Raw genomic sequence first — 15,173 nt, forward strand, 5'->3', positions numbered from 1 at the left:
AAGTAACTATATACATCAAAAGAATTTACTATCTTTGTAACCTTATATCACGAATAAATAAAATTCCTACATGAAAGAATTTTTCCAAATGATGCGGCGATTTATCTCGCCTTACAAAAAATATGTATTCGGTGCTATCATACTGAATATATTATCAGCTATATTCAATGTATTCTCCTTCTCACTTCTCATTCCTATTTTAAATATCTTATTTAAAACAAGTGATGCACAAGTGGTCTATCAATATATGGAATGGGGAAGCGGCGAACTAAAAGATGTAGCCATCAATAACTTCTATTATTACGTATCTCAACTAATTGAGATATTTGGACCAGCTACTACACTATTATGGTTAGGACTCTTTCTGGCAGGAATGACTCTTCTTAAGACAGCCTGTTATTTTGGTTCTACCGCCATTATGGTTCCTCTGCGTACCGGAGTAGTACGTGATATCCGCATTATGGTCTATTCAAAAGTCATGTATTTGCCACTCAGTTTCCTGTCCGAGGAACGCAAAGGTGATATCATTGCCCGTATGAGTGGAGACGTGGGAGAAATCGAAAACTCCATCACTAGCTCACTCGATATGTTGCTAAAAAATCCTATCTTAATTATTTCCTATTTCACTACCTTAATTATAACCAGTTGGCAACTTACTTTATTTACCATTATTGTACTTCCTGCTATGGGATGGGTAATGGGGCGTGTAGGTAGAAAACTAAAGCGCCAATCCTTAGAAGCACAAAACAAATGGAGTGAAACCATGTCGCAATTAGAGGAAACATTAGGAGGAATGCGTATCATCAAGGCCTTTATTGCGGAAGAAAAAATGATACAGCGTTTCGTAAAATGCAGCAATGAATATCGTGATGCCGTCAATAGAGTTGCTATGCGTCAGAGTCTTGCACATCCAGTCAGTGAATTTTTAGGAACCGTACTGATAGTTCTTGTACTTTGGTTTGGAGGTTCTCTTATCTTAAATGAAAGCTCTACCATCAATGCCTCCACCTTCATTTTCTACATGGTAATTCTTTACAGTGTTATTAACCCTCTGAAAGATTTATCAAAAGCAAGCTACAATATACCAAGAGGCCTGGCCTCCATGGAACGCGTGGACAAGATTCTGAAAGCCCCCAACAACATCGTAGAACGCCCGGATGCTGCTCATATTCATGAAATGAAAGAAGGCTTGGAATTTCATCATATCTCCTTCAGTTACGGTACCCATGAAGTATTACACGATGTCAGCTTACATGTCCGTAAAGGGGAAACCATTGCCTTAGTTGGACAAAGTGGTTCAGGAAAATCTACATTGGTTGACTTAGTTCCTCGCTTTCACGATGTACAACAGGGCGAAATCCTGATTGATGGCATCAATATCAAGGATGTGCAAGTTATGGATTTACGCGGACTGATAGGAAACGTAAATCAAGAAGCCATCCTGTTCAACGATAGCTTCTTCAATAATATTGCCTTCGGAGTAGAGAATGCTACCATGGAGCAGGTAATAGAAGCAGCCAAAATAGCCAATGCACACGACTTTATTATGGAAACAGAAAAGGGATACGATACCAACATTGGAGACCGCGGATGCCGCCTGTCGGGAGGTCAACGCCAGCGTATCTCTATTGCCCGTGCCATCTTGAAAAACCCGGCCATCCTGATATTGGATGAAGCCACTTCTGCCCTTGATACAGAAAGCGAACGTCTGGTACAAGAAGCATTGGAGCGTCTGATGAAAACACGTACCACTATTGCCATTGCACACCGTCTTTCTACCATCAAGAACGCCGACCGCATTTACGTATTATACGAAGGCCGTATTGTAGAAAGCGGAAAACATGATGAATTGGTTAAAAAGAACGGCTATTACAAACGTCTGCACGACATGCAGGCATTATAACAAGCCTACTCTTATTGAAAGTTTTACTTTTATCCTTCATGTACAACTTACAACTAGATTCTACATGAAGGATAAATTATATAAAGCCAATCGCAAAAACAGATTAACAACACTCAACTCTTAATTTTTATTGGATTAATAAAATAGATACATTTTCCATAAAAAGTCTTTTGCAACTCCCTCTATTGCATAAAATATTATAACAATCATATGTTTAATTAAAGATTCATACAATAATGATTTTTATATTTCACACTTATAAGGTCAAATATTATTGTAGCAAAACAAAAGAGGATTTATATTCTTTCTTAAATATTATTATTTCTCTATAGTTTACAACTCATCTCACGCAGTCTTAGCATATTTTTTGTATTTATAAAATAAAAGAATTACATTTGCAATGTTTTACACTATAGAAAAGAAGACATCTTAATTTATATATCTCTCCAAACAAATACAAACATGATTAATATCCCTATTATTTTCTGCTTTGATAAAAATATGGTTATTCCAGCTGGAGTTTGTATTACTTCACTTCTTCTGAATAAACATTCAGAAACGTTTTATGATTTTATTATTCTTTACAACGAACAAGATCTCACAACTGAATACAGAAATAAATTATTAATATTACAAGACAAATATCCTAATCAATGCAGAATTTCTTTCTTTAGTATTGGAAATGCATTTCAAGGGGCATATGAAATAAGAAACATTACCATCAGCACTTATTACAGATTATTAATACCCGAATTAATGCCCCAAATTAATAGCTTAAATCAAACCAATTATCAAACTGTATTTTATTTGGATGTAGATACAATAATAGAATGTGATTTATCTCAAGTTTTTCTTTCATGCCAAGCAAAAACAGAGATCTGTTTATTTGGAGTTTGCGAATCGCCAACATATCATCAGGGAATAGATTTTTCCTACTGGAGAGAAATAGGCTGTAATCCTGAATCTTACATCAATGCAGGGATACTTATCATGAACATTGAGGCATTACAAAAATACAACTTTACCTCTCTATGCTTGCAACATAAAAATAAAAAATATACATATCAGGATCAGGATATTATAAATATCGTATGTAAAGATAAGATTTCTTTCTTACCGCTTCAATACAATTATACATCTGTGTTATATACTCTCGCTCTACATAATAAAGAATTTCAAAAGTTAAAAGCTGAAGAGATTGACAATGCAGACAATGGCATCATACATTATACCGGAAATAAACCTTGGAATAGCTTTTGCCCAAGAAGTGAATATTGGTGGTATTATTATAAACATTCTATATTTAAAGACGAACAATTTTATATCAACTATCATCAATCTATTCCAAACCAGATTTTATCAGACAGTTCATATAAAAGAATAAGAAAAATATTCTTTAAGAAATTAATATCAAAATATTTCCATAAAAACTAACTAATACAGACTTTACAATGTCAAATTTCAATTGTACACTTAGTATTATAGTCCCAAACTATAATTATGCACATTATTTAGATGAGCGTCTACAATCAATTATAAATCAAACCTTTCAAGATTTCGAATTGATACTTTTAGATGACGCTTCTACAGATAACAGCGCAGAAGTTTTGAATAAATACAAGACTCACCCCAAAGTTTCACAGATAATTATAAATGAAAAAAATAGCGGAAGTCCTTTTAAGCAATGGATGAAAGGAATTTCTTTAGCTAAAGGGAAATGGATATGGATTGCAGAAGCAGATGATTCAGCCGAACTCAATTTCCTTGAAACTTGCATGCAACACGTAAATGAAGAAAATTTGTCTTTTGTATATACTGGGACTAAATGTATGAATGACAAAAGTGAGTATATAGAAGGTGATTTCAATTTATGGAATGGTAGAGAAAAAGATGGTTATGCCACATTCTCAGGAGAAGATTTCGCAAGTCATAATTTATACTGGAGAAATACCGTAATAAATGCCAGTGCAGCTATTTTTTCCAAAGAAAAAGCATTACATTTACAGCATGAAGACTTCTTAAAAATGAAAAACTGTGGCGACTGGCTATTTTGGTTTCGTATGGTTTTGCAAGGTAATGTCACAGAAATTTATCAAAACCTTAATATATATAGGTTTCACCAATCACAAACAAAAAAAGGAATGGAAAGTGGTCTAATATGGGAAGAATCATTCTCTGTCAGCCTATATATGGAAGCATATTTCCCTAATTTCAGTAATTATAAGAAAAAATTGCATCACGCATCTATCTACAGAATAGTGCGTAAAATGAAAAATCATACTATAAAAAAGAAATTAAAAGATTTATATAAGCAATCTTTTAATTCAAACCCTACACTTGACTACTATTTTTTAAAGTTTAACCTACATCTAAGCTTTATACCTTGGGTTATAACTGAAGATAAAGACCGTTTAAGGAAGAAATGAATATCATTTCTTCCTCCATTTTAATATACGAAATATTTTTGCCTTATATGGTCTCAGATAGTTTTTCACAAAATGTCTTTTCTTTTCCCGGAAACTATTTTCAGGCTTACATACTGTAATTTTATAAGTATAATAAATACTATGCCGGGGGAAATAAATATGTTTTATTTTCCCTTTATAAAAATAAGAAAAGAATTGAAAGATATTGACTTTCTGCAATACACGATAACACCTTAATCCATCTTCATAAATCCCTAGTTTATTAAAAGTTGACAGCTTGAGTTTACAACGCATATCTAAAAACGTCTGTAAAAACATGCTTCCCCATACAGACATTGCTTTCGAATAATCTGACAAACAATAAGAGTCTGCCAGCCACAAAAAGTGACGAAAGGTTTTTACATTACTCTCTACAACCTCTTGAGATGGCATAAACTTTCTCTCTTTAAAATCTACTGCCACCTTTCCATTGATATCATAATGATATCCTTTAGTAGAAGCATAAGGAGAAGCTGAATAATACTGTTCTAATAAAGCAACAATAGAAGGCTTATACAGATTATCTCCATAAAAACTATAATAACGACCATATCGAGCAGGAAGACAGTCGGAAGCACATCCCAAATAGAAAGTAAAACTTTGTTGTAATCTTTCCTTCTCCAATATGCGGTTGATCATCAGCCTTGAAGTACCGATCCAACCCACATCAACTAAGGCCTGCTTCTCGTTATCCAACATTCCTTCTTGCTCAAAATAATCCAGCAGAATCTTTCTTTCCTCACAAGCTTTTCTTAAAATTTTATCCTTTATTTCCGGAGATTGTAAAACTTGAAAAAATAAATCTTCTTCTTCTGGTGTTGATATCTGAGAAAATGTTATTTGCCGAGTAAAGGCCTCTCCAAAATCCTCCTTATTAATACGAAGATTTTTTAGAATATCAGCAACTTTCACATTATAACGATAAAAAGGAGAGATACCTTTGTTTTCATACAGCTCTTCACGGTTCAAAGTATAAATACTGGGCAAAAAGAGAGAATAGCGCGATACAAACAAATAATGTAACTCTACATCTAAATAATCTTTATGTAACGCTTCTGCCGCTTGTTGTAAAATATAGCTATCTCGAGACAAAAAATAAAGTTTCTTTATACCTGATTCTTTTGCTTTTTGCAAAATAAACATCACATAGGGCAAATACAATGAAACTATTAAGTCTGCTGCATTCTCAATATCATCACTCTTACCGGCTAAAGAAAGACGAGTCGCTCGCTGTAATCCAATTAGGACAGACAAATCCATATAAAAAGGCAACAGCACTGAAGAGGCCAATACAGATTTCTCCAAATCTGTATACTCTGTTTTTATTAAAGTGGCTTTTATCCTTTTTTTCAAAGCTTTTCTATAGTCACTCTGTAAATTATCACCATAATGCTCCCAAACGGTAATATCTTCATAATGATTACGTACAATATCGTATAAATTTCCATTGCTCTTTGTTCCATTCATTTCACATGAAACAAAAACCCGATCAGTAGGAAGAGCACATCCCTCAGCTATAAGTTTATCTTTTAAATATTTACTTGGAAGATACATATCAGAGATAAAACAAATAACATAACCCTCACTCCGCTTTTTTGCTATTAATTGTTTTATCTCATACACAGGTATTAAGTTAATCAATTCTGTTTTTATTTCCTCTTCCATCAAATTGTCAATATTCCACTCAGGAAAAGACAGTGAATCAAACTCCTGATAAATCTGAGCCAAATTCAAATTTGAATGACAGAAACGAAACATAGCTTTCTTTTCAGCCTCTCTTCTCCACAAGAAAAAAGAGTTTTGCAAAACAGGATTTTCCGGATATAAATGCTTAGATAAAAGATAGAAGATATTCTCCGGTACTCCACATTTACGAATCAATGTAGTATCAAATATATCAAATGAAGCAAGTTTCATAATCCATTCTATTTAATATTGTTTATAAACTCATTTTTTAAGTCTATCTCTCTTCAGAGTTATTATCCACGGGCATACCCATCTTAAATATTTATTTATATGGAAAAGTCTCAAATCTGAGGCTTTTCCTCCTAATTTCTCATAAAGATACTGGCTAAGTTCGGCCTGCTTCTCTACATTCTTCACTTTCTTTATTTTCCGATAAAGCTGTCCATGAGCCAATCTGCGCTTATAGATACCAATATCAGGGAAAGTGTTCTCCATCAATACATAGGTATCAATATCCTCTTTTATCCGCTTTCCCGAATTAATACCTTCCACACTTACCTTTGATGTATGTTGACGAAAATAATTCAATTCTCTATATACCTCAACCATATTTCCTTGTAGCAACATCTGGAACCAAAATACCCAATCTCCACTATAGCGCATATTCAGAAATACAGAATCATATAATTTCACTGCATAAGAACGACGGAATAATACACCACTGGCATTGATAATACAGTTATTCCAATACATATTATGCGCTGCATAGGCTTTTCCTGGAAAAAAACAAGCCGATACATTTGGTTTCTTACTAGCCCAATAATCTGCATGTCCCTGCAACATATCCCCATCTTCATCAATAAAACGGGAAGCAACCATACATACTGCTACATTAGAATATTGGTTAACTTGCTTTACACATGTTTCCAAAAAATCAGGCTCACACAAATCATCTGCTTCTGCAATCCATACCCACTCTCCTTTTGCCAACAATATTCCTTTCATCCATTGACGGAAAGGACTTCCAGTATTCTTTTCATTCACTACTATATGTGATACATGAAAATCATTCCTGTATTTATCCAAAACCTCTGCACTGTTGTCTGTAGAGGCATCATCCAAAAGTATCAACTCAAAATCCTGAAAAGATTGGTTGAGAATAGACTGAAGACGTGCCTCCAAATAACGTGCATAGTTATAATTAGGAACAATTACGCTGACGGTCGGATTTGCTTTATCCATAAAATCTTAATGTAAAGACCAAATTTACAAACTTAAATATTTACTTCGCTTAAAGCCCAAAGTATAGGGAAGCAGATGCATAAACCGATGAAAGCGAGGACCAAAATCGTTCAATACATGCTCGCCTTTCCACGGAGTTAAATCTTGATATTCAAAATATAAATGTCTCAATGGATGCATACAATGGTACTGCCAAGGCTTACGTGAGGAATAATGTAAGATAGCGGGGTGAAGAATGGTTTCCTTATAAGGGGGTTGCCAGTCAGCACTCTTTCCTTTCGGTACACGATAAGCTCCTTCTTGTACATTCCATTTCATACCAACCAGTACTTTATGCTCATGAAGAAGTCCGTTTAGTAAATCCTGATCATTATATAATACACGATCGGGATTTTCACGGTAGTAGACCTTACATTGCTGCTCAATATTATGCATACGCCAATACTTCAAATTTAAGAGCAAAACTCCTCCATTAAAATAATTGTACGATAAATCATAACCTAAACGATTGCAATGAACCGGATTTACTTGAAAATCATCCGGAACTCCGGCCAATGCCTTACCTTCCAAATCTGTATTCCAAAATTCATCCAAAGGCTGTAATACCAATACATCACTATCCAAATACAATACTTTATCTACATCTTCAGGAAGTAATGAAGCTAACAAGCAGCGATAGAATACGACCATAGGCAAGCGTTGGCCTTCCCAGCGGATGGTATAACCCTCCAATTTTTCCAAAGAAACTTCATAAAATGCAATTTTTGCACCATAAGAAGTTGCCAATTCAACCAGAATGTTACGGTCTTCCTCCAATAAATCATTTGCTATAACATGTATAGTTACCTCCGTAGGAGTATCATTTTTCAGAATAGAAACCATTGTTACAGCACAAAAACGTACAAACTTATGGTCGATAGTAAATGCAATATGTTTCATAGCCTTACCCTATTGATTTAACTTTTTGAAATAATCTGCCATCGTAGAGTCTTCGTGTATATAGCCGTCTGCCTGCAGCCGGTCGAACACATTTGTACCTATCACTCTGTCATACTCTTCATTCAGCTTGCCTTCCTTATACAGCGCATAAAAGTAACGCCAGTGTCGTCCACCGTGCTTACTGGGGTTCTGTTCCAACTGTTTTCCCCCGTTAATCATCTTTTCAAGGAATTGGCTGCGTCCGCGAATATTATAATGGTAAATATGTACATCACTTGTTCCCGTACGCTTAGGAAACATCGTCACTTTATGGTTACCCATTGAAATCTGGATATACCCTTTTGTACGATGCATCACTTTCGGAATCTGACGGGCAAACAGAGAATAGCGAGACAAATCGTAGGCAGCAATATCTTCTACGGGATCTACGGTATATTTCCACTCTTCCAACCTTTTATTCTCTTCCGGATAGACACACTTCATACTGCATTTTATCACATTGGCCGATGTTTTCTGTAGCGCCTCTTTCAGCGAACCGGAAGCCGGATACCAGAATTCATCTGCGTCGGCATTAATCACCCAGTTGGCTTTATAAACAGTCTTGGCACGCCACACCATCCGGTCTACCCATATTTTCTGACGGTAATCGGTAGCTTTTTCTTCGATAATCTCCTTTATCCAGCCTTTCTCTTTATACTTACGCAAGATTTCCGGAGTACGGTCTGTAGAGTTATTGTCAGTCACAATAAAGAAATCCACTCCCTTCTCTTTATGGAAGATAAGGTTCTGTTCCAGTATATCCTCTTCGTTCTTTACCAGCAAAGTCATGCAGACCAGCGGGCGACTCACCTTTCCAAAAAAGAAAGGCAACTCTACTATCGCATAGACAATCTTCTTCAAAAGCAACAACACGTCCATAAGCTTATCAGTTAATTGATACTTTAATCCATCCTTCGGGATAAATATAAGGAGTCTCTACATGACGGAACCAGCGCTCGGGCACAATGACCGTTTTGTCTTTATGAGCATCGAGCCATGCTCCCCACCAGCTGAATGTACTGTTGCAGATGATATGATGACGGCAATGGCTCATAAGCATCATATCCTGCCAACTGTCATTTCCCTTATTCCAGTCAATATACACAGCATTATCCAAAGGCAGGTTTTCCTTTACCCATTCCAAATCATCGGAAAACACATAAAACACCGGATTCTTCAACCGGCTCTTTATTTCGGCAATTGCATTCCGGTAATACGGAAGCTGGCAAACACTCCCCGTATTCTCCCAGTGCTTCGGCTCCAGATAATCTCCACGGCGCACATGAAGCGATACAGAATTTACATCACCGTCCATACGCGCAGCCATCTGTACAGAACGCTCACTCGCTTTCGACATATCGAATGCAAAAGCCTTACGTACCTCTTGCTCTATATCAGAGAAAAATCGTTCGGACTGATAGAATCCTTTAAAATAGATAAACGGCCAGGCATAAGGCTTCCAAAATGCATCCAGGCTTTTTTGCTTCCTCTCCAATATCGTCTTGAAAAACAGAAATTCCAGTACTTTTTTCCAAGTACGGTTCATACAAAACTCTACCTGAGGCAAAGCAAACACCCGGTTCATCTCGTATCCATGATGCACGTGATAGTGCATCATATCCGACAAGTCAATCCGTGTATTGGCAAAGCGCTGCTTCATTTTCAAATAAAAAGCATATATAAACATCTGGTTGCCTAAGCCACCTGTCATCTTTATCAGTCTCATATCTGGGCATTATTATACTTCAAAATCAGTTTCAAACACTCTTGGGCATCAAATCCCCTTGCTTTGGCATATTCGTCGGCAAGAATTTCAAACATTTCGGGAGTACCGGGCAATCGTTCGAAGTTACGACAACCTTCCTCCATTCCCACCTCACGGAAACGGATACGGTTCAAGTCGATAATTTCCACCTCTACTCCTTTTTCCGTTTTACGGAACAGAATATTCCCACGTGAATAGTCTTTATGCAAATATCCTCTTTCGTGCAAAGCTGCTGTAGTACGGGCAATGGCACGCAGAATTTCTTCTTGTCCCGGATAGTCACCACGCATCAGATGCACATACGAGTACGGACATTCAGACTTCAGGCTAACGTAATAGCTTCGTGTAAAAAGCAAACCATTCCGCTCTGTATAATAGGCTACAGGGGCCGGACTTCCAATACCTTCTTTCCGCAGCATATCGGCATACTCGAACGAACGCTGAGCTTTGGAAGACCGGAATAGTCCGTATGCAATCCGGTTAATCAGATTGGGCACACGAAATGATTTAATAACTACCGATGTACCGTCCCAGTTCATTTCGCGCAGTTCATTTCTTCCCTTATAAATCACAGTCCCTTTATCCTGACGGAACAATACCGGCAAAGCCTTTACATAATCTGTCAGTCCGGAATATTCCTTGCTCACCACCACTTTACGGGGATGAAACAGACGATAGATGCGATTAAGCAATACCGACCACGAACGGTAATACCGCAACGGACCTCCCAGTTCGCGCTCGAAGAACTCCGGATGACGCCGGTTGAGCGTAGCTATTACATGGCGCTTCAACTTACGGTCTGTAACCCGCTTCGACACATTCCGGATACGATAATGCAGACCTATATCAGGAAGCTTTACCACTTTACCGCCGTTTTTCAAGACGCCAATCCAAAACTCCCAGTCTTCACGAGCTATAATGTCTTCACAATATCCTCCCGTACGTTCCCAGTCTGTCCTGCGATACAATGCACAAGTATCCATGATATTTTTCCGGGCCAGCAAATGCAGGGAAAAACAAGGCAGTTTCCATTCTCCGGTACGTTCTCCAAAAAAATCAGCACGAGGAGCGACTACCTTTACCGAAGAGTCGGCCAGAATAGCAGCTACCGCTTCCGATATCAGATTCGGTTCAATCAGATTATCAGCATCGACCGGAAGAATAAATTCTCCGTGTGACAGACGAACAGCATGATTACGGGCTGCACAGGCGCCTCCATTGGGCTGGGTATAAGCCTTCACACGTGCATCTTTGGCAGCATATTCACAAGCCACCCGATAGGATGCATCTTTCGACCCGTCGTCTACTACCACCACCTCAAAATTGGGATAATCGGAAGCCAATATGGAGTCGAGTGTTTCAGGAAGAAAAAGCTCCATGTTGTATACAGGTACCACAACAGATACCAAAGGGGTTTTATCCATACGCCCGTCTAATTAAATTTTATCCAATCCTTTTGTGTATTTCAGCCAATAATATTTCAGCGGATTCTTATATTTCAACTGCTTCCACGGACGACTTCCATGCGGACGGTGCCATACGGGAAGAGTAGTAAACAAATAATTCCGGAATCCCTGTTTCAATGCTTCATGCGAAATGGTTACATCGTACCAGTTCTTGGAAGGATCCAGCTGACGGAAATCGAAAGCACGCAAAAACTCCGGAGTCAGCAGTGAGCAGCAGAAGCTGCAATGTTTCTTTTCTGCATATACCTTTCCTTCATTGCCTTTTGCATGAAGATAAGGATAATTAATGACCCCATTCTCATCCACAGTAACAGCAGCTGCAATGGCACAACCTTCACGTTCGGCAGCTCCATCGTACAAATCCTGAAGCGTATTCGGTTTGACTACTACATCCGATTCTACGATAAGCAATCCGGCATCGGCCGCAATAGCCTCCTGCTGAGAACGCTGCAAAACCAACAAATAATTGGGAGAAGGATGTGTAGTAATATCCGACAAGTTGACCAGACGGAAATTCAATTCTTTCGATGCTTCTTCCAGGCGTCTGGTATTTTCTTCGGTACTGAAATCATTGTACACTGTATAAGTGAAAGGCACTCGGATATCTGAGTTGACAATTGCACGGATAGTTTCGAGCGTAAAGTCAATCGAATCTTTTACGGGGGTTATAATATGCAGACATTTCATATCGAAATAATTAAACAGATACGTGTTAAAGAAGTGCTACTTAAACACAATAACTTAGCACTTATTCTATGCAAAATTAATAAAAATTCAATGAATGTCAAATTTGAAGAAAGATTTCATTTTATCCGTTTATAATGTGAAAAAGGCTACCTTTGCAACACTAAACAAATACAACTCATGAAAGTAATCATCGACAATAAAATCCCTTACATAAAGGGGGTGATTGAACAGATGGCCGACGAGGTCATTTACTTGCCGGGACAAGCATTTACTCCCGACATTGTACGAGATGCAGATGCGCTGATTACACGCACCCGTACCCGCTGCAACCGTGAACTGCTGGAGGGCAGTAAGGTACGATTTATCGGTACTGCCACCATCGGATTCGACCACATTGATACTGAATATTGCCGCGAGGCAGGAATTACCTGGAGCAATTGTCCGGGATGCAATGCCGGTGCGGTAGAACAGTACATTCACTCTGTGTTACTATTGCTTCAGAAGGAACGGAATGTGGATTTGCCGCACTCTTGTATAGGAATTGTGGGAGTAGGACATGTAGGCAGCAGAATCCAGCAACTGGCCGAACGGTTGGGTATGAGAGTACTGCTCAATGACCCCCCGCGTGCAGCACAGGGAGAAAAAGGTTTTGTGGACCTGCAGACAATAGCCCGAGAATGCGACATTATCACCCTGCATACTCCGCTGATAAGAGAGGGAAAATATCCTACCTTTCACCTGGCCGATGATAATTTTTTCCAAAGCTTACAGAAACGTCCCTACCTCATCAACACCTCACGAGGAGAAGTGGTCGAGACTACTTCCATTCTTCGGGCACTTGAAAGCAAACAAATTGCCGGAGCCGTCATTGATGTATGGGAGAATGAACCTCATATCAGCTTAGACTTGCTGCACCGTGTATTTATCGGTACTCCGCATATCGCCGGATATTCGGCCGACGGGAAAGCCAATGCCACTCGCATGGTATTGGATGCTTTCTGCCGCTTTTTCGGCATACAAAAGGAGTTCTGTATTTCTTTACCTCAACCGGAATATAATCTGCAAGATACCGATGAAGACATTCATCAGCTGCAGATGTACAATCCGCAACACGATTTCGAGACATTACTTGCACATCCGGAGAAGTTTGAACAGCTACGTGGTGATTATCCTTTACGGAGAGAATAACGACTGCTCCAAAAGTATTCTTCCGTCTGGTTTATCCGGCTTCGGGAATATCAGATTTTCCATTGATATTCCATTTATCATTTTGTCATTTTGATATTTCCGAAGCTTAAAAACAGGGCTTTTCAGAGCCGAAGGAAACAGGACTGGATTTCAAGGCTGTTTTTTAAGGGTATATCAAATCACAAAGACAGCATTTCCTGTAAAATAAAAGCAAAAGAAGATACACAAACTGAAAGCACGCTCATAAAGCTAAATAAAAGGCATAAGTTCTATCGGAAAGACAATTTATTTTTAACAGGATAAAAGGATAGTTTACCGATAAAAAAGCACAAATTTCTTCATCTTTTCACACTATTAGTCACAACAGCGTACGCTATCAGTCACGTAAGCTACCGTTACAAGTCGCACAAGCCACCGATACCTGTATCGCAAGGCTTCAATACAAGCCTTACTCCTTGGTCTCACAACCCTTATTTTCCTGCTATAAAGCATGTTTTGAGCTTTTTTTGAGGAGTTTTTAGCCCTTTTTGCATGTTAAAAAGAGCTAAATTTACAAAGTACCAGTTAGCAAAAAAGAAGAAAAGCGCACATTTTAACACCAAATATGCGCTTTTCCTATCAATTGTATTTTTCAGGACAAGCCGGAAGGCAGACTGTCTTTACCCGAAACAAATCCCCATACGACGGCCTTGCACCACCAAATCATTGTCTTCTGTAACCAGCTTCAATTTTCCGGCTACCTCTCCCAACGGCACGGAAGTAATCTCCGAACCACACAAAGACACCATACGTCCGAACTGCCCACCGGCTATCAGTTCTGTGGCGTGTCCTCCCATCCGGGTAGCCAGATTGCGGTCGAATGCAGTAGGACTTCCTCCACGCTGTATGTACCCCAAAACGGTTTCACGTGTTTCAAAACCAGTTTCATATTCTATTTCTTCAGCTATATACTGGGCCGCTTTTTTCCCATTTACAGTAGGAATTCCTTCTGCCACCACTACAATAGAATATGGCTTTCCTTTTTTCAGACGATTGATAATCGTATCGCCTATATTGTGAATATCAAAAGGAATTTCAGGCAACAAAATAATATCTCCTCCTCCGGCCATACCGGAATACAAGGCAATCCATCCTGCTTTATGCCCCATCACTTCAATGACCATCACCCGCTGATGTGCGCTGGCCGTAGAATGCAGACGGTCTATGGCATCGGTAGCAATCGATACGGCAGAATCGAAGCCAAAAGAGACATCCGTTCCCCATACGTCATTGTCGATGGTCTTGGGTATCGATACCACATTTACACCAGTATCGGCCAACTTTGCAGCGGTTTTCTGGGTACCATTTCCCCCAATACAAACAATACAATCCAACTGGTGCTTCTCGATTGTTTTCAACATCATGGCCGGCTTGTCTTCTGTCAGAGTATTGGTTTTCCGTTTAAAAGGCTTCTCCCGGGAAGTTCCTAAAATGGTACCTCCCATATTCAGCAAACCAGTTAAAGAACCTTCTGTCAAAGGAATCACATCATCGTCTACCAGCCCTCTGAATCCGCTGTGGATACCGAAGACTTCCATCCCGTAATGATTCATCGCCGTTTTACAAACGCCTCGGATTGTCGCATTTATTCCCGGACAATCGCCTCCAGATGTCAAAATACCTATTCGCATGGTCGTATATGTTTATCAGCGTAAAATTACAAGAAAAAAATATAGAATTGTAAATTCTCAAAAAAAAATAATGACACCATCTTTAATTAATAGAAATAACCTACCTTTGCGATTATGAATTTG

12 protein-coding genes are annotated in these 15,173 nt (G+C 38.6%); 4 read left to right on the plus strand and 8 right to left on the minus strand.

The features are described 5' to 3' along the window. Positions 1-70 precede the first annotated feature (70 nt). The 3 genes from WKU26_RS04230 to WKU26_RS04240 all read left to right on the plus strand — a co-directional run bounded on the left by WKU26_RS04230 (position 71) and on the right by WKU26_RS04240 (position 4,329). On the plus strand, positions 71-1,903 hold the full coding sequence (locus WKU26_RS04230) for an ABC transporter ATP-binding protein (protein ID WP_340321008.1): 1,833 nt from the start codon (positions 71-73) through the stop codon (positions 1,901-1,903). A 462-nt stretch (positions 1,904-2,365) separates the two neighbouring features. Further along, positions 2,366-3,337 (plus strand): glycosyltransferase family 8 protein, encoded by a 972-nt coding sequence (locus tag WKU26_RS04235; RefSeq protein ID WP_340321009.1) that lies wholly within the window; start codon positions 2,366-2,368, stop codon positions 3,335-3,337. A gap of 17 nt (positions 3,338-3,354) precedes the next feature. Continuing rightward, a complete protein-coding gene (locus WKU26_RS04240; RefSeq protein ID WP_340321010.1) occupies positions 3,355-4,329 on the plus strand; it encodes a glycosyltransferase family 2 protein in 975 nt (324 codons plus the stop codon). 3 nt (positions 4,330-4,332) lie between these two features. Here WKU26_RS04240 and WKU26_RS04245 read toward each other — a convergent pair whose 3' ends face one another. The 7 genes from WKU26_RS04245 to WKU26_RS04275 are packed head-to-tail and all read right to left on the minus strand — an operon-like array spanning position 4,333 to position 12,192. Further along, on the minus strand, positions 4,333-6,285 hold the full coding sequence (locus WKU26_RS04245; protein WP_340321011.1) for a hypothetical protein: 1,953 nt from the start codon (positions 6,283-6,285) through the stop codon (positions 4,333-4,335). Between the two features lie 30 nt (positions 6,286-6,315). Further along, positions 6,316-7,296: a glycosyltransferase family 2 protein gene (locus tag WKU26_RS04250; RefSeq protein ID WP_340321012.1), complete on the minus strand. Its 981-nt coding sequence runs from the start codon at positions 7,294-7,296 to the stop codon at positions 6,316-6,318. 24 nt (positions 7,297-7,320) lie between these two features. After that, a complete protein-coding gene (locus WKU26_RS04255; RefSeq protein WP_340321013.1) occupies positions 7,321-8,235 on the minus strand; it encodes a glycosyltransferase family 8 protein in 915 nt (304 codons plus the stop codon). Positions 8,236-8,244: 9 nt separating this feature from the next. Further along, positions 8,245-9,153, minus strand: a complete 909-nt coding sequence (locus tag WKU26_RS04260; protein WP_340321014.1) for a glycosyltransferase family 2 protein — start codon at positions 9,151-9,153, stop codon at positions 8,245-8,247. 7 nt (positions 9,154-9,160) lie between these two features. Next, positions 9,161-10,000: an alpha-1,2-fucosyltransferase gene (locus WKU26_RS04265; protein ID WP_340321015.1), complete on the minus strand. Its 840-nt coding sequence runs from the start codon at positions 9,998-10,000 to the stop codon at positions 9,161-9,163. Then, positions 9,997-11,463 (minus strand): glycosyltransferase, encoded by a 1,467-nt coding sequence (locus WKU26_RS04270; protein WP_340321016.1) that lies wholly within the window; start codon positions 11,461-11,463, stop codon positions 9,997-9,999. Before WKU26_RS04270 ends, WKU26_RS04265 begins: the two co-directional genes overlap by 4 nt. A gap of 12 nt (positions 11,464-11,475) precedes the next feature. Then, on the minus strand, positions 11,476-12,192 hold the full coding sequence (locus WKU26_RS04275) for a glycosyltransferase family 2 protein (protein ID WP_269878684.1): 717 nt from the start codon (positions 12,190-12,192) through the stop codon (positions 11,476-11,478). A gap of 177 nt (positions 12,193-12,369) precedes the next feature. Here WKU26_RS04275 and pdxB point away from each other — a divergent pair, with 177 nt between their 5' ends. Further along, positions 12,370-13,380, plus strand: coding sequence for a 4-phosphoerythronate dehydrogenase PdxB (pdxB, locus tag WKU26_RS04280; RefSeq protein ID WP_340321017.1), 1,011 nt, complete (start codon positions 12,370-12,372; stop codon positions 13,378-13,380). Between the two features lie 659 nt (positions 13,381-14,039). Here pdxB and WKU26_RS04285 read toward each other — a convergent pair. After that, the gene (locus WKU26_RS04285) at positions 14,040-15,050 is read right to left on the minus strand and encodes an ATP-dependent 6-phosphofructokinase (RefSeq protein WP_340321018.1); all 1,011 of its coding nucleotides are present in this window, start codon (positions 15,048-15,050) and stop codon (positions 14,040-14,042) included. Positions 15,051-15,173 lie beyond the last annotated feature (123 nt).

Origin of the sequence: Phocaeicola sp. HCN-40430, assembly GCF_037890285.1 — a bacterium.
Classification (GTDB): domain Bacteria; phylum Bacteroidota; class Bacteroidia; order Bacteroidales; family Bacteroidaceae; genus Phocaeicola; species Phocaeicola acetigenes.

Coding starts and splice junctions, on each gene's coding strand:
- WKU26_RS04230 (WP_340321008.1), top strand. CDS start 71: ATGAAAGAATTTTTCCAAATGATGCGGCGATTTATCTCGCCTTACAAA.
- WKU26_RS04235 (WP_340321009.1), top strand. CDS start 2,366: ATGATTAATATCCCTATTATTTTCTGCTTTGATAAAAATATGGTTATT.
- WKU26_RS04240 (WP_340321010.1), top strand. CDS start 3,355: ATGTCAAATTTCAATTGTACACTTAGTATTATAGTCCCAAACTATAAT.
- WKU26_RS04245 (WP_340321011.1), bottom strand. CDS start 6,285: ATGAAACTTGCTTCATTTGATATATTTGATACTACATTGATTCGTAAA.
- WKU26_RS04250 (WP_340321012.1), bottom strand. CDS start 7,296: ATGGATAAAGCAAATCCGACCGTCAGCGTAATTGTTCCTAATTATAAC.
- WKU26_RS04255 (WP_340321013.1), bottom strand. CDS start 8,235: ATGAAACATATTGCATTTACTATCGACCATAAGTTTGTACGTTTTTGT.
- WKU26_RS04260 (WP_340321014.1), bottom strand. CDS start 9,153: ATGGACGTGTTGTTGCTTTTGAAGAAGATTGTCTATGCGATAGTAGAG.
- WKU26_RS04265 (WP_340321015.1), bottom strand. CDS start 10,000: ATGAGACTGATAAAGATGACAGGTGGCTTAGGCAACCAGATGTTTATA.
- WKU26_RS04270 (WP_340321016.1), bottom strand. CDS start 11,463: ATGGATAAAACCCCTTTGGTATCTGTTGTGGTACCTGTATACAACATG.
- WKU26_RS04275 (WP_269878684.1), bottom strand. CDS start 12,192: ATGAAATGTCTGCATATTATAACCCCCGTAAAAGATTCGATTGACTTT.
- pdxB (WP_340321017.1), top strand. CDS start 12,370: ATGAAAGTAATCATCGACAATAAAATCCCTTACATAAAGGGGGTGATT.
- WKU26_RS04285 (WP_340321018.1), bottom strand. CDS start 15,050: ATGCGAATAGGTATTTTGACATCTGGAGGCGATTGTCCGGGAATAAAT.